This window comes from Larkinella ripae (genome assembly GCF_054780775.1).
This window is the reverse complement of record NZ_BAAGVR010000009.1, coordinates 18,870-42,323: the sequence shown is the minus strand read 5'-3', so window position 1 is coordinate 42,323 and position 23,454 is coordinate 18,870. Positions and strand designations below refer to the sequence as shown.

At 54.4% G+C, this 23,454-nt stretch carries 21 protein-coding genes and 1 pseudogene; 13 read left to right on the top strand and 9 right to left on the bottom strand.

The genetic code is table 11. From position 1 onward, the window contains the following. Positions 1-107: 107 nt before the first annotated feature. The 7 genes from ACYVHX_RS06715 to ACYVHX_RS06685 all read left to right on the top strand — a co-directional run bounded on the left by ACYVHX_RS06715 (position 108) and on the right by ACYVHX_RS06685 (position 8,207). Positions 108-1,094 carry a helix-turn-helix domain-containing protein gene (locus ACYVHX_RS06715; RefSeq protein WP_460670863.1) on the top strand — a complete coding sequence of 329 codons (987 nt, stop codon included), beginning with the start codon at positions 108-110 and terminating at the stop codon, positions 1,092-1,094. 113 nt (positions 1,095-1,207) lie between these two features. Beyond that, complete coding sequence (locus ACYVHX_RS06710; protein ID WP_460670872.1) at positions 1,208-2,251, top strand: NAD(P)-dependent alcohol dehydrogenase; 1,044 nt, start codon at positions 1,208-1,210, stop codon at positions 2,249-2,251. A gap of 201 nt (positions 2,252-2,452) precedes the next feature. After that, positions 2,453-3,088 (top strand): (2Fe-2S)-binding protein, encoded by a 636-nt coding sequence (locus ACYVHX_RS06705; protein WP_460670862.1) that lies wholly within the window; start codon positions 2,453-2,455, stop codon positions 3,086-3,088. After that, positions 3,085-4,104, top strand: a complete 1,020-nt coding sequence (locus ACYVHX_RS06700) for an FAD binding domain-containing protein (RefSeq protein WP_460670861.1) — start codon at positions 3,085-3,087, stop codon at positions 4,102-4,104. Before ACYVHX_RS06705 ends, ACYVHX_RS06700 begins: the two co-directional genes overlap by 4 nt. A 2-nt stretch (positions 4,105-4,106) precedes the next feature. After that, positions 4,107-6,341, top strand: coding sequence for a xanthine dehydrogenase family protein molybdopterin-binding subunit (locus ACYVHX_RS06695; protein WP_460670860.1), 2,235 nt, complete (start codon positions 4,107-4,109; stop codon positions 6,339-6,341). 41 nt (positions 6,342-6,382) lie between these two features. After that, on the top strand, positions 6,383-6,958 hold the full coding sequence (locus ACYVHX_RS06690) for a DapH/DapD/GlmU-related protein (protein WP_460670859.1): 576 nt from the start codon (positions 6,383-6,385) through the stop codon (positions 6,956-6,958). Positions 6,959-7,148: 190 nt separating this feature from the next. Further along, the gene (locus ACYVHX_RS06685; RefSeq protein ID WP_460670858.1) at positions 7,149-8,207 is read left to right on the top strand and encodes a carboxymuconolactone decarboxylase family protein; all 1,059 of its coding nucleotides are present in this window, start codon (positions 7,149-7,151) and stop codon (positions 8,205-8,207) included. A 52-nt stretch (positions 8,208-8,259) separates the two neighbouring features. Here ACYVHX_RS06685 and ACYVHX_RS06680 read toward each other — a convergent pair whose 3' ends face one another. Then, positions 8,260-9,120, bottom strand: coding sequence for a M23 family metallopeptidase (locus tag ACYVHX_RS06680; RefSeq protein WP_460670857.1), 861 nt, complete (start codon positions 9,118-9,120; stop codon positions 8,260-8,262). Between the two features lie 102 nt (positions 9,121-9,222). Then, positions 9,223-9,822 carry a hypothetical protein gene (locus tag ACYVHX_RS06675; RefSeq protein WP_460670856.1) on the bottom strand — a complete coding sequence of 200 codons (600 nt, stop codon included), beginning with the start codon at positions 9,820-9,822 and terminating at the stop codon, positions 9,223-9,225. Positions 9,823-10,013: 191 nt separating this feature from the next. Here ACYVHX_RS06675 and ACYVHX_RS06670 point away from each other — a divergent pair, with 191 nt between their 5' ends. From ACYVHX_RS06670 to ACYVHX_RS06645, 6 genes are all read left to right on the top strand, one after another. Then, entirely contained in the window at positions 10,014-10,406 is a 393-nt protein-coding gene (locus tag ACYVHX_RS06670) for a hypothetical protein (protein ID WP_460670855.1), read from the top strand. Between the two features lie 74 nt (positions 10,407-10,480). Then, positions 10,481-10,711: a hypothetical protein gene (locus tag ACYVHX_RS06665; RefSeq protein WP_460670854.1), complete on the top strand. Its 231-nt coding sequence runs from the start codon at positions 10,481-10,483 to the stop codon at positions 10,709-10,711. Between the two features lie 70 nt (positions 10,712-10,781). Next, positions 10,782-10,973, top strand: coding sequence for a hypothetical protein (locus tag ACYVHX_RS06660; RefSeq protein WP_460670853.1), 192 nt, complete (start codon positions 10,782-10,784; stop codon positions 10,971-10,973). A 101-nt stretch (positions 10,974-11,074) separates the two neighbouring features. After that, positions 11,075-12,004 carry a hypothetical protein gene (locus ACYVHX_RS06655; protein ID WP_460670852.1) on the top strand — a complete coding sequence of 310 codons (930 nt, stop codon included), beginning with the start codon at positions 11,075-11,077 and terminating at the stop codon, positions 12,002-12,004. A 204-nt stretch (positions 12,005-12,208) separates the two neighbouring features. Next, complete coding sequence (locus tag ACYVHX_RS06650; protein ID WP_460670851.1) at positions 12,209-13,114, top strand: alpha/beta fold hydrolase; 906 nt, start codon at positions 12,209-12,211, stop codon at positions 13,112-13,114. A gap of 307 nt (positions 13,115-13,421) precedes the next feature. Continuing rightward, positions 13,422-14,060, top strand: a complete 639-nt coding sequence (locus tag ACYVHX_RS06645) for a helix-turn-helix domain-containing protein (RefSeq protein WP_460670850.1) — start codon at positions 13,422-13,424, stop codon at positions 14,058-14,060. Positions 14,061-14,072: 12 nt separating this feature from the next. Here the strand turns inward: ACYVHX_RS06645 and ACYVHX_RS06640 are convergent, their stop codons facing one another. From ACYVHX_RS06640 to ACYVHX_RS06610, 7 genes and pseudogenes are all read right to left on the bottom strand, one after another. Beyond that, positions 14,073-15,134 carry an endo-1,4-beta-xylanase gene (locus tag ACYVHX_RS06640; protein ID WP_460670849.1) on the bottom strand — a complete coding sequence of 354 codons (1,062 nt, stop codon included), beginning with the start codon at positions 15,132-15,134 and terminating at the stop codon, positions 14,073-14,075. A gap of 78 nt (positions 15,135-15,212) precedes the next feature. Beyond that, complete coding sequence (locus ACYVHX_RS06635) at positions 15,213-16,265, bottom strand: glycoside hydrolase family 43 protein (protein WP_460670848.1); 1,053 nt, start codon at positions 16,263-16,265, stop codon at positions 15,213-15,215. 42 nt (positions 16,266-16,307) lie between these two features. Continuing rightward, a pseudogene (locus ACYVHX_RS06630) lies at positions 16,308-18,155 on the bottom strand (alpha/beta hydrolase-fold protein). Between the two features lie 126 nt (positions 18,156-18,281). Next, positions 18,282-19,403, bottom strand: a complete 1,122-nt coding sequence (locus ACYVHX_RS06625) for an alpha/beta hydrolase-fold protein (RefSeq protein ID WP_460670847.1) — start codon at positions 19,401-19,403, stop codon at positions 18,282-18,284. Between the two features lie 29 nt (positions 19,404-19,432). Next, a complete protein-coding gene (locus ACYVHX_RS06620; protein ID WP_460670846.1) occupies positions 19,433-20,509 on the bottom strand; it encodes an esterase in 1,077 nt (358 codons plus the stop codon). A gap of 13 nt (positions 20,510-20,522) precedes the next feature. Further along, positions 20,523-21,683 (bottom strand): alpha/beta hydrolase-fold protein, encoded by a 1,161-nt coding sequence (locus tag ACYVHX_RS06615; protein ID WP_460670845.1) that lies wholly within the window; start codon positions 21,681-21,683, stop codon positions 20,523-20,525. 80 nt (positions 21,684-21,763) lie between these two features. Then, complete coding sequence (locus ACYVHX_RS06610; protein ID WP_460670844.1) at positions 21,764-23,449, bottom strand: glycoside hydrolase family 43 protein; 1,686 nt, start codon at positions 23,447-23,449, stop codon at positions 21,764-21,766. Positions 23,450-23,454 lie beyond the last annotated feature (5 nt).

The window sequence follows — 23,454 nt, the reverse complement described above, 5'->3', positions numbered from 1 at the left end:
CTAACCTGCTTTTTGAACCTTGTGGTAAGAAAACCGTATCAACGTAGGCCTTCATTCAGGATCGATTGGGCAGATTTTTGCCTAATCAAGTGGCTGATGAATCGTTCATGGTCGTACGCTTCGGGCATCCGCTCAACGTACGGCAGGAATTGGGCACAACCATTAAGAACACGGCAGTGGGAACGAAAGTTGATTTGAATTTCATAACTTTGGGCATGGCAAATCAACGGACCCATTCGGTTTCGGAGTTCAATACGGAACTCAAATTAAAAGGCTTCAATGTCTTCCCGATCGAGAGTGACAGCAACGCCACCCGCATTTACAGCCGGAAAGATTTTTACAAAATCTGCCTGACCACCGGCAAAAGCATCATCCATTACGCGGACCGGAGTTTTGAAGCGAACGATACGGTTTTGTTTTTTGGCAACCCGCACATCCCGTATTCCTGGGAAACGATCTCGACCACCTATGTGGGGTATACCTGCCTTTTTTCGGAGGATTCCTTGAAGCTGTCGGACCGGTCGGAGAGCTTGCAGAACTCCCCTTTTTTCAAGCTCAGCGGCACTCCCATCCTAACCATAAGCCCGCAGCAGCGGGAGTTTTTGAACGCCATCTTCCAGAAAATGATCGAGGAGCAGCAGACCACGTATTTGTACAAAGACGATCTGATCCGCAATTACATCCACCTGATCATTCACGAAGCCCTCAAATTAGAGCCTTCCCAGAACTTTGATCACCACACGAATGCGGCATCGCGCATTACCTCCGTTTTTCTCGAATTGCTAGAACGCCAATTTCCAATTGAGACCATCGACCGTCCGCTGCAACTGACCACGGCGCAGGACTACGCCAAAAGCCTGAATGTCCACGTTAATTACCTGAACCGGGCCGTCAACGAGGTAACCGGTCAATCGACCACGGCCCACATTGCCGAACGGGTGATCAGCGAAGCCCGGGCCCTGCTCCACCATACCGATTGGAATATTTCGGATGTGGCCTACGCGCTGGGCTTTGAATATCCTTCGTATTTCAACAACTTCTTTAAAAAGTTCACGGGTACCAATCCACGCGCCTTTCGGCAGGCCGAAGTTTGAAATGTATAAGTATTGGTTTGAATCCTTTTACCCGGCGCACCTTTCCGGGCGGTACCTTTGCTTCTAAATTTTTCAGAATCAAAACGACACAAACCGCTCCGGCGTCAATGAATATGGTTACAGCAAAAGGATACGCGGCTCAAACGAAAGAGTCAGACTTAGCGCCCTGGAATTTCCAGCGCCGGGAGGTGGGGCCTCACGACGTCCAATTTGATATTAGTTACTGCGGGGTTTGCCATTCCGACCTGCACCAGATTCGCGACGAGTGGGGTGGCAGCCTCTTTCCGATGGTACCGGGCCACGAAATTGTGGGGCGGGTGGTGGCGGTGGGCAGCCACGTCACCAAATTCAAGGCGGGTGATCTGGCCGGTACCGGCTGCATGGTCGACTCCTGTCGCTACTGCGAGAACTGTAAGCGCGGGCTGGAACAGTATTGCTCTAACGGCAACACACTGACTTACAACAGTCTGGAGCAGGATAAAAGAACGCCTACCTATGGCGGTTATTCCAATACGGTTGTTGTAAACGAAGATTTCGTCCTGCACATTTCTAACCAACTGGATTTGGCGGCAGCGGCTCCGCTACTGTGTGCGGGTATTACCACCTATTCGCCCCTGAAACACTGGAAGGTTGGCCAGGGTCATAAACTGGCCGTGCTGGGGTTGGGTGGCCTGGGACACATGGGCGTGAAATTCGGCGTAGCCTTAGGCGCCGAAGTTACCGTGCTGAGTACGTCGCCGGACAAAGAAGCGGATGCCCGAACACTGGGGGCGCATAAATTTGTTGTCACGCGCGATGCAGCCCAACTTGCGTCTACCGTGGGCTATTTCGATTTTATTCTCGATACGGTGTCGGCGGAGCACGATTATAACCAGTACCTGAATCTGCTCAAAACGGACGGTGTCCACATCTGCGTGGGAGCGCCACCAACACCTTCCGCCCTATTAGCCTTTAGTTTAATTCCGGGGCGCAAAAGCATTGCCGGATCAAGCATCGGCGGCATTGCCGAAACGCAGGAGATGCTGGATTTCTGCGCCGAGCACAACATTGTTTCGGACATCGAACTCATCGACATCAGGGACATTCATACCGCCTACGAGCGAATGTTGAAAGGCGATGTGCGCTACCGGTTTGTCATCGACATGGCGACGTTGTAAGCGTCCCTTTGATTCCTGAAATGAACCGTTTATGGAGTCTGTCAGCCCTGAAAAGGCGTCGGGCCGGGCTCCGGCCGCTGGTTCAGAAACATAACCGTTGCGGGTGTGTTTAGCGTAAAGCAGTTCCTAATGCGGCCGGGTTCGGGAATCCAGTTCCGAGTGCGGTACCAATCATTCAACAACCTCACGAACCTTTGCTGTATGCCTCAGAACGAACACCCCGGTGACGAGTTGGAAATGCCTGACTCGTCCCGCCGGAATTTTTTAAAGCAATCGTCCGCCCTGGCTGCGCTGGCCCTGACTCCGCCCGTTGCCGTGAAAGCCATCGATACCGGATTCAATGAGAAGGGATCCGACGTTTCCGACCCCTTGCCGCTTCAGGTCACGATCAACGGAACGATGAAAACCGTGTCGATCGAACCCCGCGTTACGCTCCTCGATTTGCTGCGCGAACAACTCCACCTGACGGGCACCAAGAAAGGCTGCGACCACGGCCAGTGCGGAGCCTGTACGGTTCACGTGGATGGACAGCGGGTCAATGCCTGCCTGACGCTGGCGATGACGACCGAAGGCAGCCAGGTGACGACGATTGAAGGCCTGGCCAAAGAGGATCAATTGCATCCGATGCAGGAAGCGTTTATCAAGTACGACGGTTTTCAGTGCGGATACTGCACGCCCGGCCAGATCATGTCGGCGGTGGCTTGTATTCAGGAAGGTCACGCTAATTCACCGGAGGAAATCCGCGAATACATGAGCGGTAACATTTGCCGCTGCGGAGCCTACGCCAACATTGTGGATGCGGTTTGGGACGTTAAACAGGGAGGAAAAAAGCGATGAATTCATTTCAATTTACGCGGGTTACGGACCCTAAAGCCGCCATTTCGGCGGTGACAAAAGAAAGCGGCACCTACTTTCTGGCCGGCGGCACCAACCTCATCGACCTGATGAAGCGCCAGGTTATCGTTCCCCAGCGGCTGGTCGATATCAATAAGCTGCCGCTGGCGACGATTGAAAAAACCGCCACGGGGGTGCGCATCGGGGCCATGGCTAAAAACTCCGCCGTGGCCGACCACGAGCTGGTCAAAAAGCATTTCCCGCTTCTGGCGATGGCGCTCAACACGGGCGCTTCGGCGCAGCTTCGGAACATGGCGACCGTCGGTGGAAACATGATGCAGCGAACCCGTTGCTCCTACTTCTACGACACCTCATTACCCTGCAACAAGCGCGGCCCGGTGCAGGCCGGTCCCGACAAGGGTCAGCCCAACGGCCCCGCGGGTTGCGGTGCCATTGGCGGTTTTAACCGGATGCACGCCATCTTCGGAACTTCCAGCAAGTGCATTGCGGTTCACCCCAGCGATATGTGCATTGCACTGGCGGCTCTGGATGCCACCGTAAACGTGTCGGGACCCAAGGGCGACCGCCGGATTCCGTTCAGCGAGTTTCACCGGCTGCCCGGCGAAATGCCCCAAAAAGACAATACGCTGCTGCCCGGCGAACTGATTAGTTCGGTCGATCTGCCAACGAATCGGTTTGCCGACCATTCCTACTACCTCAAAGTCCGCGACCGGGCTTCGTATGCGTTCGCGCTGGTGTCGGTGGGGGTTGGACTTGACCTGAAAGGCAAGACCATTCAGGACGTCCGGCTGGCGATGGGTGGCGTCGCCCATAAACCCTGGCGACTTACTGAAGCCGAGCAGTTTTTAAAAGGCAAAGAAGCCACCGAAGCCACCTTTGAACAGGCAGCAACGCTAGCCATGAAAGGCGCCAAAGGCTACGGCGAGAACGATTTTAAGCTGTCACTGGCCCCCAACTCGATTGTCGAAGCCCTGAAAACCGCCACCAAAACCGCCTGATCATGACAAAAGAAACAAAAAATCCACCCATTGACCGGGTGGATGGATGGATGAAGGTCACCGGCGGGGCCAAATATTTCGCTGATTTCGAATTGCCCAATACGGCTTACTGCGTCCTTGTCGGCAGCGAAATTGCCCGGGGCACCATCAGCAGCCTGGATACCAAAAAAGCCCGGAGTGCACCGGGGGTGCTGGGGGTGTTTACCCACCAGAACATGCCCCCCATTCCGGGCTGGGACGCCCCCGTTGGGGGGCAGGCCGACGGACCACCCCCCAAACCCAAGACGGAAGAAACCTACCGCATCCTGAGCAGCCCCAAAATTCTGTTTGACGGACAACCCATTGCTCTGGTGGTGGCCGACACCTACGAGCGGGCCACCTACGCGGGTTCGCTCGTTAAAGCCACCTACGCTAAACAGGCGGCTCGTACGGATTTGCACAAACACCTCGCCGATGGCATTACGCCCGGCGGTGGCTCGGGTGATTATTCACGCGGAAAAGCCGACGCCTTTCAGACGGCCCCGGTTACGCTGGAAGCCAATTACACCATTCCCATCGAAGTGCATAACCCGATGGAACTGCACGGGATTCTGGCCCACTGGACGGGTGCCGATACGCTGATGATCTACGCCAAAACGCAGGGCGTGAATGCCACGCAAAACGCCATGGCGCAGGCTTTTAAACTGGACCCGAAGAACATCCATGTCCACACCGAATTCACGGGGGGCGGATTTGGGATGGGGCTGCGGACCTGGCCGCAGGAAACGGCGGTTGTTGCCGTTGCCCGCAAAATCGGACGCCCGCTGAAGCTGGTGGTGAACCGTAGCCAGATGTTTACCCTCGTAGGCCACCGTCCCTATACCACGCAGACGATCCAGCTGGGTGCTGATCAGGACGGCAAATTAATCGGGATTGCCCACGCGGCCACGGCCGAAACGGCCCGTTACGAGGACTTTACGGAAGCAACGGTCAACATGACCAAATTCATGTACGCTTGCCCCAACGTCAGCACCCGCTACCGGATCGTGCGACTCGACCGCAGCGTGCCCATCTGGATGCGGGGACCGGGCGAAGCCACAGGCGCTTTTGCACTGGAATCGGCGATGGATGAAATGGCCCATAAACTGAACCTCGACCCGATTGAATTCCGTTTGCGCAACTACACCGAAACCGATCCCGAACACAACCGGCCTTATTCCAGCAAACACCTTCGGGAAGCTTACCAGAAAGGAGCCGAAGCCATTGGCTGGAAAAACCGTAAAAACGAACCGGGTAGTCTGCGCGAGGACGGCTGGCTGGTTGGCTACGGCATGAGCACGGGCGTGTTCAATGCGTTCCGCTGGGAAGCCAGTGCCCGCGCCCTGCTAAAAGCCGACGGCTCGCTGACGCTCCAGAGTGCGGTAACCGATATCGGGCCGGGCACGGGAACCGCCCTGACCATGATTGCCCACAACGTGCTGGGGGTTCCGGTTAAAAAGATCAAGGTGGAATACGGGGACACCTCCCTGCCAAAAGCGCCCAGCCAGGGCGGCTCAGCGATTGTTTCGGCGGTGGGCTCGGCGGTTTTTGATGCCTGCACTGCCATCAAACAGGCGCTGATCGAACTGGCAGCGAAAGACGGGGGTGTCCTGGCCGGACGACAGGCCGGTGAACTGACGCTGGCCGATGGGATTCTTTCGGTTGAGAAGGAACCGGACAAAAAAGTGGCCGTCAGTGCGTTGATGCAGGCTAACAACCTGACGGTGATCGATAGAACGAAGGAATCAAAAGCGGGGCCGGACCACCAGAAGTATTCGATGTATTCGTTTTCGGTGCATTTTGTGCAGGTGCGGGTGAATCCTTTGACGGGGGTAGTCCGGGTGTCGAAAGCCGTCAGCGTGGCGGATTCGGGTCGGATTATCAGCCCCAAAACTGCAGCCAGCCAGATGATCGGCGGGGTGGCGGGTGGCATCGGCATGGCCCTGACCGAAGAAGCCGTCATCGACCACCGGTTCGGCCGGTTTGTCAATAACAACTTAGCCGATTACCACGTGGCCGTCCACGCTGACGTACCGGCCATTGAGACGATCATGATCGACAAACCCGACCCGATCATCAACCCGATGGGAGCTAAAGGCATGGGTGAAATTGCCCTGATCGGTTTTGCCGGGGCCGTCGCCAATGCGGTTTTCAACGCTACGGGTCAGCGGGTTCGTGACTTACCGATTTCGCCCGATAAGCTGCTTCGGAAGGTTTAGACCGCATTGACCCGCGGCAACAACAGTTAGATGAGAAGAGGATGAGTAATGAACCAACAGATTTGGACCTTTTTCAGCGGCTGCGGGCCGGGGAGATCCTGCGAAAGGATGATCCGGAGTATGCCCGGTTTGCGGCCGTGGTGGCCCGGACCATCCGGCTCTGCGTCGAGATGAATGCGACGGCAACCCATGTTGACGAGGTGCGCAACCGGTTGAGTGAAATCACGGGCAGCGAGATTGATGCGTCAACGACGGTTTTTCCGCCGTTTTATACAAATTTTGGCCAGTTCCTTCGTCTTGGCAAAAATGTCTTTATCAATCACGCCTGTTCTTTTCTGGATATTGGCGGCATCACAATTGAGGACGAGGTGCAGATTGGCCCCCGGGTTAACCTGACTTCGGAGAACCACCCGATTAACCCGGCTGATCGTCAGACGTTGATTCCCAGGCCGGTTTTGATCAAACGCAATGCCTGGATTGGCGCCGGAGCCACCATTCTGCCGGGCGTAACGGTGGGAGAAAACGCGGTGGTGGCTGCGGGTGCGGTAGTGAGTCGCGACGTACCCCCGAATACGGTCGTGGCCGGTATTCCCGCAAAAGTTGTGAAGACGATTTAAAAACAGGCCCACCGAGCAAGCACGAAGGGAGCCTTTGTCGATTGAAGCCGGGGCCAACCGCCCGGCGGCCCGATGGTATACCGCCCGAAAGGGGTTAGTCGTTACCCGGGAGCAATCAACGTGGTTGGGATAAAACCCGGTTTTAGACGACGACTACCGGGCAGTCAGTAAAAACGAACGAATCGCAACGATGAGCAAAACCAACCGGTTTAAGGGACTTCTGTTTTTTGTGCTCCTGCTTCCGACAACTGCCCTGAATGCCCAGCCCCCCGCTGATCCGGAATTAAATGCTCAACAAAAAAGCATTGTCGTCATCTCGGCCCTAACCGCTACCGGTGATCTGGATCGGCTGAAAGAACAGGTAAACGCAGGATTGGAGGCTGGTCTTACGGTCAATGAAATCAAGGAAATCCTGGTGCACGTATACGCCTATTGCGGTTTTCCAAGAAGTCTGAACGGCATCAACACGTTTATGGCGGTGCTGGAGGAACGCAAAGCGAAGGGCATTCGGGATCCGGTGGGAAAAGACTATCGACCGCTTACCGACCAACCCAATCCCTACGAGCGGGGCCGAAAGGTGTTGGAGGAACTGACAAAAACACCACAGTCGAAACCAGCACCCGGTTTTGGTGCATTCGCCCCGCGAATCGATACATTCTTGAAGGAACACCTTTTCGCCGACGTATTCGACAGTGATGTGCTGACCCACCGGCAACGGGAATTAATTACCATTTCGGCCCTGGCAGCTATGCCGGGCGTGACCGCCCAGGCACAGGCGCACCTCAAAATGGGAATGAATACCGGCCTGACCGAACGCCAGTTGGTGCAGGTGGCCGGGTTAATCGAAACGTTCATCAGCCGAACCCAGGCGAACGCCTTACGAAAACTCCTGGACAAGCCGATTGCACCCGTCATCGAACCGGATCTGATGGTGCGAATTGCGGAAATTGAGGTCGCGCCGGAGCACCTGGAAGCTTATAAGGCCATTCTGAAAGAGGAAGCGGCCGCATCCGTAAAACAGGAGCCTGGCGTCATTGCGATCTTCCCGATGTTTCAGCGGGAAAATCCAACCCAAATCAGGCTGCTGGAACTGTACGCCAACCGGGCTGCCTACCAGGCTCATTTGAAATCACCGCATTTTCAGAAGTATAAAACGTCGACACTGAAAATGGTCAAGTCGTTAAAGCTGGTGGATATGGCGAGCCTTGACCCCGAAACGATGCCGGAAGTCTTTAAAAAATTCAAATGAATTCGGATGGACTCGTTTACGGACGATCTAGTGGAATTGCCTGGCCCTCTGTTTATAACTTCACCTGGGGCAAATCGGACGGATCGACCAGCAAATAACCCGGATTGACGCAGGCTCCGTGCCAACGCACTCCGAAGTGCAGGTGCGGACCCGTTACCCGACCCGTTTCGCCCACCTGACCAATCACCTGCCCTTTGGTGACGGTTTGCCCCGCCTTTACCTGGTAGCTTTTCAAGTGAAAATATTCGCTGATCAGTCCGTTGCCGTGATCGATGTAAACGGCCTTGCCGCTGTAAAAATGATCGGCAGCCAGCAAGACGCGTCCATTGCCCACGCTGATGACTGACGTGCCGGCGGAAACCGGATAGTCCTGCCCGGTATGCCGGTCGCGGGGCTGGCCCTCCAAGGTTCGGCAGGCCCCAAAGTTGCCCTCCCCTTTCGGCAGATTTTTAGAAGGTTTCCCAACGGGCAAATCAAAAACCGCCGGACGAACATCGGCCTTGTAGCCAATCAGGGGTTTGATCACGGCGGCTTCTTTGGCGGCCCGGGATTGGTTCTCCGCCGATATCGTTACGTATTCTTTTTTGGGGAAATTCTTTAGGTCTTCCTGCCGGCAGGGCGTTTCAGTAACAATCAGTTGAGCGGTTTCCAGTTTGCCCCCGGTGGTCCGGCGGGAGATGGTGTAACGCCCCGCTTTCATGTCCATGTCCACCGGATAATAGCAGGTGCCATTGACGGCAGGCCAGGCCCGTTTTTCCAGGCTGCACCGGCGGCAGTTGCCCGCCCAGCGGCCGACTTCTCCCTGCGCCACGGTCACGGACTTAGCCGGTTCCTGACCCGATGCGGTTTTAGGGAACCGATCGGCTGATCCAACCTCCAGGTTTATACTGACGAAAAGGAGTAACGCTTTCATGACGGGCCTTGCTGGTTATTTTTATTGGGAATATAACCCGTCTTCGCCGGGCAGTGTTTGGCTGGTGCATCCGGAAAGCCCCGCCGTCAGGTCATCAGCTCCTTACTTGCGAAACGTCGTAATGGCTTCTTCGTAAATATGAACCCCTGGAATCTGCCGAACCCCTTCGGCGATGGCGGTTTTAATGGCCGCTTCATCGATGATCCAGTATCCGTTGGGAACCTGGTTCGGATCGGTAATCTCAAAAGTCCATTTCAACTGAACGCCCTTGGGCAGCGAAGTGACCTCCGGCGTTATCCAGGTGGTTTCGCCCGAAGCCGCCTGGGCCGATTGCTGGCGGGCTTCGGCCTGTTGATGCTCCCGTACCCGCAGCACCTCCCGGTTGTAATGCTCAACGGCGTCTTTCAGGGGTTGCATCGCTTCCAGGATGGGCGCCGTCATTTGCTTTTCAACTTCCATCCAGTCGTGCTTCTCCTGATCGAGCTGCCGCGTGATTTTCAAACGCTCAGCCGCCACCAGTTTGATTAACTCGTTTCCCCGGGCCACGTGCTTAATCAGCGTCTCCTGCTGTTCGGGGGAGCCGCAAACGGCGGGCTGTCGGCGCAGGAAAGTGATGTAATCGGTCAGGGAGGCCTGGAGACGTTCTTTACCACTGGTTTCGGTCAGCGACAGATCCGTAGTCGGTTTGGTTGGGGTAGCCATGCCCTTAAAACCGAACAGCGGTGAAAATGTTGGCAGGTTGAAGCGGAATCAAGGGTATTATGGAGCAGACTGTCGGGGATTGAAAGGCGGTTTCAGGAAATCGGAAGAATTGATCAACCCGGTAAACACTTCCGGGCGGATTGGGCTTATCTGCATATCGACACCATAAACGGCCCCTGGGCCAACAACCGATGAATCAGCTTTTGTCAACCGATGAGTTAGACGTACTGGATAAATACCTGGGAGAAACCCGTAAGCCGGATGCGGAGGATTCGGTTCTGCATCAGAGCCCCGAATTGCTGGAAGCCATTGTTTTCCCAGCGCTGGAAAAGCTCATTCGCTACAAGCAAAACAAACTTGACCCGGAATTTGACGAGTGGCCCGACTTTACACCCGCCTGGATCACGGCCTACGTGCATCAAAATACCCGGGAATTAAAGAAAACCGTCAAGGAATACCGGGTTGAAAAAGTGGAGTGGGAAAAGCAGCAACTCTACAACAAGGAACTGGTAAAAATGACGGGCCGGGAGGTGCTGCAGCTGGTCAAAAACATTCTGGAAGATGTCAAGGAAACGAATAAATAACGGGAGCTTCCGGATAAAACCGCCTTCCAATTGGATCCATTTGTCAACTGAGATCATCTCAAAAACTACCGATCATGCAATCACACATCACGAATGCTTTGTTAAAAACCATTCTTCCCCTGGTTTGCCAGACGGCAGCCTCCCAGCAGGTTATTTTATCCAACCAGGTTCGTCTGCTCTCCTTACTGACCAACAGCGACTACAATGCGCTAATGCAGGAGCAGCAACTGTTGATTGAAAAACACGGACAAAATCTGATGGAGATGGCTCTTCGGGAGGTTAAAAAGCTGACCGAAGAAATATAAGGGAGACCGTCACTTCACCCAGGAAGTCACCGGTTCGGATGAAGGCTCGTCCTGGGCGGGCAGAGCCGAAATGAAGCCGTGGATCCAGCAGACGACCCCAAAGAACCAGATGCGGTTAAACCTGAAGGATTTCCCCCAAACCGGCTCGAAGGCCGTGCTCACGGTGGAAGTAACCGGCACATTTCCCGGAAGCCCGGCCGTGATGCAACATCACTTTGAACTGACTCATGCACTAATCCGCTCGTTACGGATCACGGAATAACCGTGAAGCCTGTATCTTCGCGGAAATGGCTCCGGGAGAAAGAAGGTTTCTTCCCGGAGCATCCCGCAAAACCACCAAACGCTTATCCATTGAACCCAATTATGATCACAAAACCGGGATTCACAGTAGCACTATTCGCGTTGGCCATGCTGTTTTTCCCGGCATTTTCTTCGGCGCAAACGGCGAATCACACGGACAAAAGTGAGCCCTCGCAGCGGATAAAACCGGCTCCTGAAAGTGTGTTCCGCCTGTTCCGGGCGGCAGGAATGAAGCCCCTTAACCGGAATTTAACGGCGGCTCAACGGGAAAAGGTGAAGAAAGCGTTTGCCCTCTTGCCGCCTTTGCATCAGCGCATGTTGCAACAGCATTTGCACAGCATCAGCTTTATGGATAACATGCCCAATACCGCCTTAACGTCGCCGGTTGATTCAGGCCGTGTACCGAAGCAATTCAACATTACCTTCCGGGCGGGCTTACTGGACGAAACCATTTCAGAGTGGGCCTCGAAGAAAGAAAATACGTGCTTTGAGCAGGCGGGTGATGCCAGGTATACCCTGCGTGTTGAAGGAGGCGACCTGGACGCCCTCATTTACGTATTGATGCACGAGGCTACGCACCTTGTCGACGCGGTGCTGGAACTTACTCCTCATCCTTCCGAAAGACAGGCTGTTGTTGAACCAACCCCGTTCACAAAAAAGGTCTGGCGCACGATGAATACCCCCGACCCGCAATACCTTGATTCGCTGCTGGAACAAACCCGTTTCCGAAGCGGCCAGACCGTGCCCATCAGCCAGGCAGCGGACGTGTACCGGAAGCTCGCCCAGACACCGTACCCTTCCTTGTATGCCATGGCTGCCTGGTTTGAGGATATCGCTGAACTGGCCACGATCCATCACCTGACTACCCGGCTGAATCAGCCTTTTTATGTGGTGGTCACGAAAGACAAAGCCGAGCTGGCCCGTTTCGAACCCATGAAAAACCCCCTTGTTAAAAAGCGATTGGATCAACTAGCGATTTTTTACGCGAAATGAAGTTACCTGCCTGCTCCCAGCAGGCGAAAACCGCCAATGCCACCCGCAAGCTGTCCCAAACGGAGGTCAGGGAAAAATGTACAAGGCGCTTGGCCTTTTATCCATTTTTCCCGGCGGTTTCGTGTGCCACCTTTGCAATGTCGAATCCAACGACAATCTGCTAACAGCTAGCGGATTACTTTTTAACACAAACATACGATTCACATGAAAACCATTGCACTGACCATCGGATTAGTTTTGACTCTTATCTACAGCCAATCGCTATTTGCACAAACCCGCAAGCCGGCGGCAGCAGGCCGGGAAGAGTACATTGAAGTAGAAAAAAATGTAAAACTGCACGTGATTGATCTGGGCAAGGGCCAGCCCGTGGTGCTCATCCACGGGTGGCCGCTGAACAACGCGATGTATGAATACCAGTATCAGTACCTGGTTGAAAAAGGATTCCGGGTGATCGGCATTTCCCTGCGCGGTTTCGGTAAATCCGACCGACCTTACGGAAAATACGATTTTGACACGTTCTCCGACGATATCAAAGTGGTGTTGGAAAAACTGAAAATTGAGAACGCCGTACTCGGGGGCTTTTCGATGGGCAGCGCCGTAACGCTCCACTACGTGACTAAATACAACGGGGCACACATCGGCAAGCTGGCGTTATTCGGCTCATCGGGTCCGTCGTGGAAACAACGGGATGGCTATCCGTATGGCATCTCCGACCAGGACGCTGCTGCGCTGATCCAGCAGACCAAAACCAACCGGCAGCAGTTGGTAGCCGGTTTTGGCAAAGGCTTTGCCGGGCAGGAAGGGGGGCTTTCCCAGGAATCGATCAAATGGCTCGAAAGTATTAACCTGGATGCCTCACCCTACGCGACCACGCAAGCAATTACGGCATTACGCGACCTCGACCTTCGCCCGGCGCTGGCTACAATCAAAATGCCGGTGGCAATATTTCATGGCGTGAACGATAAATTGTGTGATTTCGCCCAGGCGGAACAGTTGCACAAACGAATCAAAGGCTCATACCTGGTCCGATTTGAAAAGAGCGGCCATGGCCTTTTCTTGGAGGAAATGGATAAATTTAACGCCGAGCTTGAAAAATTTGCCCGAAGCTAAGCGCCTGGCGGTATCTGGGAAGCGGGTAGTAGCTTCCCAGATACCGCCATCCTCTATCGGATCGGAGAAAAAAAACCATTCCTGTGCGTCTTTAGACATGAGTAAAACCCTGTTCAATACGAATTTAAGGACCCTGGGACTACTGCCCGTAAATCCGGATCAGACGGACATCATCAACGGCCCCCTCTATAAGCAATACATTAAAATCCTCTATCTGCCAGCTGGTTACAAGCTTAGGGTGGATTTTTCCGTTTATGAAACGCAGCGGCCGACCCTTTTCTTTATCAGTCCCAACCAATACCTACAAATGGAGAAAGCTGGTCCGGAAAGTGGCTATTTCATTTTCTACAACCGCGATTTCTATTGCATTCAAATCCACGATCAGGAGGTGGCCTGCGATGGTCTGCTGTTCAACAACATCCGGAACATGCCCAAAGTAGAAGCTTCGGACGAAGAAAAAGCTTTTCTCGAGTACCTGTTCACGGAAATGATCCAGGAATTTAACCTGAACGACAGTTCGCTGGAGGAAATGGTCCGGACTTACCTCAAACAACTGCTGATCCGGGCCACGCGCTCCTGGAAAAGGCAGCATTTGGACAACGCAGTGACCGAACAGCAAAGCGATCTGGAGTTGTTTCGCACCTTTACCCGGCTGGTGGAAGAGCATTATAAAGCCAAACACACCGTCGCCGATTACGCTGATTTTCTCTGCATGGCGCCCAAAACCATCACGCACAAATTTAACCGCCTGCGGCTGCCACCGCCGAATGAGGTGATCAAAAACCGGATTATCCTGGAAGCCAAACGACTGCTGGTACACACGTCCCTGACGGCAAAGGAAATTGCCTATGACCTGGGTTATCAAGACCCGGCTTATTTCAGCAGGCTATTCCTGGTGAAGACGGGAGACTCCCCATCGAGCTTCCGGGCCAACTTTAAGAACTAGGTTTTTGCTTCGCTAAAACTTCACTACCCCTTCAAAGGCCTTCTTGGGCTGGCCGTTCTGGTCAAACAACAACGGATAATCCTTCCGACCCGGAACCGGAAAATTGTCCAGCCAGGAATATTTGTCGCTCAGGTTCCAAAAGGTTACCCCGGTAATTTTATCGCGGTGCTTGCGGAACAGGTCGAATACCATTTTGTATTGAGCGGCCTGCCGGTCATTCATTTCCGGTGTAAACTCGCTTTTGTCCGTTTCACGACGGGCCCGGCGCTCGTGTTCTTTGGGGTAAACGGACAAATCCACTTCCGTAAACTGCAGCTTCAGGCCCAGACTGGCGAATTTCAGAATGGATGCTTCGAGCTCCTGCGCGGAAGGTTCGTAAATAGACCAGTGCGCCTGGAGCCCTACGCCGTGAATAGGAACCCCCTTGTCCTTCAGTTTCTTGACCAACTGATAAATCCGGTCCCGCTTCGATGGATTTTCGGTATTGTAATCATTGTAAAATAATTGGGCGGAGGGGTCGGCTTCGTGGGCAAATTCAAACGCTTTCTCGATGTACTCCTCGCCAATGATTTCGTAAAATTTTGACTTCCGGTACAGCTCGGGCCCGGCGTCGGGAACGGCTTCGTTGACCACGTCCCAGGCGTAAATTTTGCCCTTGTAGCGACCTACTACGTCCGAAATATGCCGTTTCAATCGGGTCAGCAACACCTCCCGGCTCACGGTTTTCCCTGTCGAATCGGTAAAAAACCAGCGGGGCGTCTGGTTGTGCCAGCAGAGCGTGTGCCCCCGCAGCTTAATGTCGTTCTGCCGGGCAAAGTTGGCAATGGCGTCGGCATCGGTCCAGTTATAGCGGTTTTCTTCCGGATGAATCGGCCCCATCTTCATCGCATTTTCGGGTGTCATGCTGTTGAAATGGGTTTTGATCAACTCGGCATCCGGGCCGGGCTGCACCATGCGCGGGTTGACGGCCACGCCAATCGGAAAATAGGTTTTGTAGTACTCTTTCAGCCCTTTTTCAGGCGCTATAAAACCGACTGTCAACGCAATCAGCACATAAGAGCTTAGTTTTCGCATGGTCGAATGGGGTAGAGGCTGATTAAACCGGGCAGGTCGTTGAGACCTAACCGGTTTTGTTTCAAATCAGGTATCAACTTACTTGTAAGCATCGATGGTTTTAATCGTTCCATCCGGGTTATGGGTTAGCTCGGTTACTTTTACATTCCGAAGGTGGGTTTTGCCGGAGAGCTGAACGTCGTGGTAAAATAGATACCATTTTTTATCAACCAGCACAATGGAGTGGTGATTGGTCCAGCCAAGAACCGGTTTTAATACGATACCCTTGTACGTAAAGGGGCCGTACGGGTTGTCACCGGTGGCGTAGCAAAGGTTGTGGGTGTCGCCGGTCGAATACGAGAAGTAATACTTGCCGTTGTATTTATGGAGCCAGGCCGCTTCAAAAAACCGCTTGTCGTTGTCTTTCTCCAGAAACGGCTTGCCATTTTCGTCCAGAATCCGGATCTCCCGAACCGGTTCGGCGAAGCTTTTCAGGTCGGCGCTCAACCGGGCCATGCGGGGCTGATACGCCACCTCCTCTTTTTTCTTTAACGCGCCTTTCGGGTTGTACTGATTGTTGTCCCAGCGCTGCAACTGTCCCCCCCAGATGCCCCCAAAGTACAGATACGCCTTGCCGTCGGTATCCTGAAAAACCGTAGGGTCGATGCTGTAACTGCCCAGGATAGGGTCCGGTTCGGCCTTGAACGGCCCCGTCGGGCTTTTGCTGGTTGCCACGCCGATCCGGAAAATATCCTGCTTGTCCTTGGCCGGAAAATAAAGGTAATAGGTCCCGTTTCTGACCGTGGCATCGGGCGCCCACAACTGGCGTCCCGCCCAGGGAACGTCTTTCAGATCCAGCGCAACGCCATTGTCTTTGACGGGGCCGCCGATCTTGTCCATCGACAGTACGTGGTAGTCGCGCATGGCAAAATGCCCGCCCTCGTCATCTTCCCTGACGTTCTTGGCATCGATGTCGTGGGAGGGGTAGATGTAAATTTTACCGTTAAAAACGTGCGCGGAGGGGTCGGCCGTGTAAATGTGCGAGACGAGCGGCTGCGAAACCGGCGTCCTGCCCCCGTTGGTTTGCGCCAGGGCGGTCAGCGAGGCCCCCAGCAGGCCCGCTGCCAAAGCAGTGGTGAACGTTCTTTTCATTTGATTTTGATGCGTTTATATAGGACCTGCGGTACCCGGTTTTTACTTAAAAAGCACCTGTGAAAATCCCAGTAAATCGTGCCGCCAAACCGGCCAGGTGTGGCCGCCCGCGTACTCGCTGTACTGGTACTTGATGCCCAGCTCATCAAATTTTTTCAGCATGAGCTGACAATTCTGATGGGCAATGTCTTCCTTCCCGCCCATGGAAATCCAAAGGTTCTTGAGGTTGCCGTTGATCGTGCCGGCGTTGGCTTTCATGAATTCGTACTGCGGGTCGGACAGCTTGGGATTGTTGGCAAACCAGCCCGAACTGAACACACCCAGGGCCGAAAACAGATCGGTGTTTTTGATTCCGGCGTACAGGGTTTGCAACCCGCCCATCGACAGCCCCGCCAGGGCCCGGCTTTTAGCGTCGGCCTGCACCCGGAAGTTGCTTTCGACAAACGGAATGGCGCCCTGTTTCAATTCGTTTTCAAACGCCCGCAACACAGTTTCGTTGAAGCCAGCCAGCCCTCCGGCATTGTTCACATTCCCGTCGAGCATGACGATCAGCATCGGTTTCGCTTTTTTTTCCGCAATCAGATTATCCAGAATCAGGTCCGTTTTCCCCTGCGTGGCCCAGCCGCGCTGGTCTTCCCCCCCGCCGTGCAGCAGGTATAAAACCGGGTATTTCTCGGCCGACTGGTCGTAACCCGGCGGGGTGTAAACGTACAGTTCGCGCCAGGTGTTTGAAGTTTTTGACAGGTAGCGTTTCAGCCGAATATCCCCGTGCGGTACGTCTTTCAGGGCGTAATAGCCCCCGTCCCGATCCGGAATTTCAATGCCGCTCGCCATCCGTCCCATGCCGTAAAACGTTTCGCTGGCCGGGTCGGCAACGGCCACGCCATCGATCAGCAGCGAATAATAATGAAACCCCCGGCTGCTGGAATCGGTCGTGACCGTCCAGAAACCGCTGGTGTCTTTCACCATCGCCCACTTTTTGCCCAGATCAATCTGGACCATCTGAGCCTCCGGCGCTTTGACCCGAAAAACCACCCGGTTGTCGGGCAAAATCTGCGGGTATTTGGCGGACCGGATGTTGGTGGAGGCTGGTGAGCCCAGCAGGGTATAGCTGGTTAAGGAAGCCTTGTCAACGGGTTTAAACAGAAACTGGGAAAACAGGTAAAGGCCGTTTTTCCAGACTTTAAAGTCGTGTACGCCCGGCTCGATGTAATACACGTGCGGAACGTGGTTTGCGTAAAGATAATCGTGGGTGCGCTTGCTGAACGGGATCAGTCCGTCGGCGTCACCGCACGAAATCCAAAGCAGTTTCAGCTGCTTTTTCGCTTCTTCCGGGTTGGGCACCAGTTCTTCCGGTTTTTTGGTGTTGGGTGCCGACGAAAAACCGCCTACCCAGGCAAACTGACCGAGATTCCCCAGACCGAAATTGAGCGATTGCCCGCCCCCCATCGACAGCCCGGCAATGGCCCGGTGTTCCCGGTCTTTCAGGACGGCGTACGTTTTCTCCACAAACGGAATCAGGTCGGTCAGCTAATCCTTCTCGAACGTAGCGAACGCTTCCACCTTGTCTTTGTCAAACACGTTGCCCACGGCGCGGTCGTCTTTCATGGCGCGGCCGTTGGGCATCACCACAATCATCGGCTCAAGTTTCTTTTCCGCGTACAGATTATCCAAAATCACCTGCGGATTGCCCCCCCGAAGCCATTCTTTTTCATCGCCCCCAATGCCGTGCAGCAGATACAAAACCGGGTATTTCTTTTTTTTCGAATACCCCGGTGGCGTATAAACCAGGGCTTTGCGGCTCGTACCGACGGTTTTTGACGCGTACTGCACCGAGTCCAGTTTACCGGTGGCAATGCCCGGGCGCACCTGATCGAACCCTTTGGGCATTTCTTTTTCGCGGACTTGCGAATAACCCGCCGTGTTAATGAATAAAAGAAAGGCAGTCGCAACGGCGACGGACGCCCGGTTCAGAAATAAACTAATCTTCATGTGACAGGTCGGTTTTCAGGCTTTTTACTTGGTGAACAGCAGGGGAGCAAGCTCATGCAAACTGCGACGCCAGGTCAGGAATTCGTGGGCGGTTTTTTCGGAAACGTACGAAACCGCGTTGTAACCGGCCGCTTTCAAATCGGCAGCCGCCTTCCTGACGCGGTCGGGATTTTCTTTGCTGCCGCAGCTCAGGAAGATCAGTTTGGCCTTGGGTTTTCCGGTGAGCTCGTCCGGCGTGTAGACGCCACCGCTCAAAAGGCTGTAGGATCCAAAAACGTCCGGTTTGTTGAGCGTGATAGCGTGGGTTTCCATGCCGCCCATCGAAAGGCCCGCCATCGCCCGGTTTTCCTTGGTGGCCAGGGTGCGGAAATTGGCATCCACGTACGGAATCAGCTCGTCGACCAAAACCGTCTGGAAGTGTTCAATTTTGAAATCCTTTATGCGGCCCCATTTCACCTCGTTGGTCATGCCGTAGGTCATCACAATGACAAACGGCTTGATTTTGCCGTCGGCGATCAGGTTGTCCATGATCAGATTGGCGCGTCCCTGGTTGCTCCAGGCGGTTTCGTCTTCCCCCCAGCCGTGTTGCAGGTATAAAACCGGGTACTTTTTGGCTTTGTCTTTTTCGTAACCGGGCGGGGTGTAGACAAACGCCCGGCGCGAAGTGCCGGTGCTTTTGGACGGAAACAGAATCTGCTGCACGCTGCCGTGGGGCACGTCCTTCAGGGCGTAAAACGCCTGATCGTGCGCGGGAATTTCGATGCCGCTCTCCCACCGGACCGAACCGTAGTAATTCAACGCACCGGGATCGTTGAAGATCCCGCCATCCACGGTTAAATGGTAGTAATGAAAGCCTTCGTCGAGCGGGCCTTCGGTGGTGCCGGTCCAGAAACCGTCGGCTCCTTTGGCGAGTCTGGTTCCTCCCCGACCGCCCAATCCCAGGCTCACCCGAACACTGTCGGCCTGGGGTGCCTTGACCCGAAACCGGGCGTAGCCCTGGGAGTTTACCTGCGGGAATTCCTGCCCCGGCTGATTCAGCGTGGAGGGTTTAAAATCCTCCAGAACCGCCGTTTGGCTGGCCTGCGAGAAACAGGGTGCGTTCATGAAAACGGCGATAAACAATCCGGCTATGGTTTTACGCGTCATGGTAGTAAAGGATTAAGGGTATCTATGTCCTATTTAAAAAGCTGCGGCAACGTAGTGGCCAGATAAAGCTTGCAGTTCATCCAGGTATGGCCGCCCGGCACAATCTGTGACTCCACCTTCAGGCCCTTTTCCCTGAACATCGCGATGTCCTTTTTGACGGGTTCATACAGAAAATCGTCGGTGCCCACACTGATTGTAAACAGCTTCAGTTGTCCGTTCAGCTGCCCGGCATTGGGCGACCAGTCGGTGAAGTTCTTTTTAAATTCTTCCGTGGCGGTATAGGGGGCATACGAGCATATGTACGCAAACGTGTCGGGATGGGTCAGGCCAATGTTTAACGTCTGTCCACCGCCCACCGAAAAACCGGCCACCGCCCGGTTTTTACTGTCTTTGCTGACCGGGTAATTCGCTTCGATGAACGGCACAATGTCGGTCACCATCTCTTTGGTAAAGTCGGGCATCGGGCTCGGGCGGACATTGCCGTAGGGCATCACAATGAGCATCGGTTTGGCTTTCCCCTGGGCAATCAGGTTGTCGGCAATCAGGTGGGCGCGGCCCACTTTGGTCCAGGTTTCCTCCGTATCCGAACCGCCGTGAATCAGGTACAAAACCGGGTATTTCGTTTTGCCGTTGGGGTTAAAACCGGGTGGCGTGTAAACCAGCAATTGCCGGGTGGTTCCCAACGTCCCTGATCGATAAAACCGGTAGCTGATTTTTCCGTGCGGCACATTCTGGAGCGAATGCACGAGCGGCTGATCGCCCGGCACATCGACGATGCTGCGTTTAAAGCGCTCATTCGCAAAGAGGTAGGTATTGTTCGGGTCGGCCATCTGAACGCTATCGACCGAAAAGCTGTACGGATAAAGATCCGGTTTGACCGGCGGTACCGTCACGCTCCAGATGCCGGATGTATCTTTCGTCAGGGCGACCGGTGCTTTCAGAAACTCGCCGTACAGCGTTACTTTCTGCGCTTTTTTAGAAAAATACCGAAACGTGATGCGGTGATCCGGGTGCACGTCGGGCGAACTGATGGCGGGCGGGCGCTGCCCAAAGCCCACGACCGAAACCAGCAGCAGAACCGAAAGAAGATAGAGCGTGCTTTTCATCAGGCTGGACGGATTAGCGGAAGAGTAAAGGCGCGGTTTCGGCAACGTACTTCTTGACATTCATCCAGGTATGACCACCGTCGGTAATCAGGCTTTTGAAATTTACCTTTTTCGCCTTCAGGTAGTCCATAAATTCAACGGTGCCCGGGTAGAGAAAATCGTCGCTGCCCACACTCACCCAGAACAGCTTTAACTGCTGGTTCGTAGTGGCGGGATTCCCACCGATTTGCGGAAAGCTCCGGTCCATTTCGGCGGGCGACAGGTACGAACTGTAGCTGCACACCCAGGCAAATTTATCCAGATTGCCAAACGCCGTGCGGAGGGTCTGCCCGCCCCCGCGCGAAAAACCGCCAATGGCCCGGTTTTCCCGATTGGCGAGCGTCCGGTAATTTTTCTCGACATACGGAATGACCCGGCTCACCAGATCCGTCGCGAAATCAGTGGCCCGCCTGACCGCATCGGCTCCATCCCGCACCGTGGGATCGGCGGGTTTGGCACCGCCCTTCTGTTCGGCCACCCGGGCTGCGATGTTTCCGTAGGGCATCACGATGATCATCGGTTTGGCTTTGTTTTCCGCAATCAGGTTGTCCAGGATCAAATTCGTTTTGCCGACCTTAAAAAAGGTTTCCTCCGTATCCGTGGTGCCACTGATGAGGTAAAAAACCGGGTATTTTTTAGCCGGGTTTTGGTCGTAGCCCGGTGGCGTATACACCACCAGCGAACCCGTCGTGCCTTCCAGCGACGGATAAAATTCGTAGTTGATGGCCCCGTGGGGCACATCGCGCAGGGCGTGAATCAGGGGCGTATCGGCCGGCACATCGACCAAACTGGCTTTAAACCGCTCGTTCGGGAAAAACGCGACGTTGGCGGGGTCCATGACGGTCACGCCATCCACTTGAAAGCTGTAGGGATAGATATCCGGTTTGACGGGCGGCACCGTCACGCTCCAGATGCCCTGCCCATCTTTGCTCATGTCGACGGGTGCTTTTAAAAACTGCCCGCTTACCTTAACCTCCTTGGCCGACGGAGCCAGGTAGCGAAACGTAACGGTTTTGTCGGCGTTGATCTGGGGTGATATGACCAGCGGGCCGCGGGGCGGCTGGGCGAAAGTGCTGCCGGAAAGGCCCAGGAAGCTCCACAAGGCCAAAATACGAATACTTAGAAATTGGCGCATCGGTTTGTTGGTTTAGGGATTTCGAAGCGGACGAGAACGACCGTTGAGTTTGGTTTCTGCGCAGTTACCAACCCCTGCTCTTATTTCGGGAACATGGGATCATTCCCCGCGTATTTCAGGTACCGGAACGAAGCCGAATTGGTGCTGGCTTCGCCCGACGAGGTGGCATACATCCCGTACAGGCAGCCGATAAAGCTGCCGGCCACTTTGGAACTCAGGAATTTGGCGTCGACCTTGTCTTTCAGCAGCGTCCAGTTTTTAGCATCGGTCGAGAAATGAAATTGGTAGGTGTCGCCCTGCGAGCTGATGCGCAGCCCCACCTTCCCGGTTTTTGCGGTCAGCGGTACTTCGGTCAGCAATTCCAGCTCTTTGGTTCGGGGCTTGCTTTTGTAAAGTTGCAGCACGTCTTTCTCCTGCGATCGGGATTGACACAGCCAGTAAAAATGGCCTTCATCCTGAAGAATGATCAGACCCGCTTTTTCCTTATCGGTTTTGGGCGTAAAACTCAGTTCGGTTTCCGCCGTGCTGTAAAGGTGCTGCTGGCGTTTGCCGATGAACGCCGGATGGCCTAAATCCATGACGGTTTCGGGTTTGAGGTTCAGCGTCAGGCCCCGGTTTTTCGAGAGCGAATACCCGGTTTTATCCAGCGTGCGCATAAACAACAGCGTCGGGTCCAGCTCCTTGTCGAACGTCAGCGTGTAGGCAAAATTTCCCGATTGCGGCAGTGCACCTTTTTGTTGAACTTCCTTGTAATTAACCGGATAGGTATACGAAATAGCCTTTTCACCATGCTCAATCATGGGCCAGTCGTTTGTCCAGGTCACGGGCGCAATGAACGTCTCGCGGCCGGTATTGTAATAATCGCCTTCGTAGGGCCGGACGGCCAGAAAAATAGAGTACATTTTGCCATCGGGCCCCTCCACAAACTGGGCATGTCCCGCCGACGTGATGGCGTCTTTCCGGTCGGCGGGCAATCCCCGCTGCGTCAGGATCGGATTTCCCTCAAAAGGCACATACGGCCCCCAGACCTCCCTGCTCCGCAGCACCACTTCCGAATGGTTGACCGACGTACCGCCCTCGGCCGCGTAGAGGTAGTACCAGCCGTTGCGCTTCAGAATGTGGGGCGCTTCAATCCAGACCGGTTTTTTGCTGAGGTCTACCCCACCATTCACCAGTTGTTTTTCTTCCCCGACCACTTTCAGATTCTGGTAATCAAATTCGTACATGCGGATCGTCCGGTGACCCGAATACAGCGGTTTATGGTCAGGCGCTTCGCTGTTATACAGGATATACGCTTTGCCGGTTTCTTCGTCAAAATAAATGGACGGGTCAATGCCCCGCACCTGCGGAATCTTCACCGGGTCGCTCCAGGGACCGGCGGGATTCCGGGCTGTCACCACAAAGTTGCCGTCGTGATCGATGTCGGTGCAGGTTAGGTAGTACGTGCCTTTGTAATAGCTGATGGCGGGCGCGAACAGGCCCCGCGTCAGGGGTTCACCCAGAAAATCCATTTGGGAAGGCCGGTCGATGACGTTTCCAATCTGTTTCCAGTTTTTCAGATCCCGGCTGTGAAAAACCGGAATGCCCGGAAAATACGAAAAGGTGGAGGTAACGAGGTAGTAATCCGTACCAACCCGGACAATGCTCGGATCGGGATAGAATCCGGTCAGGATTGGGTTAACCAACGTAGTCGTTTGGGCAACGACGGCATTGCTCAGAAGAATACCAACGACCAGGCAAACCGCCGAGTAGAATCGTTTTATCATTTTCA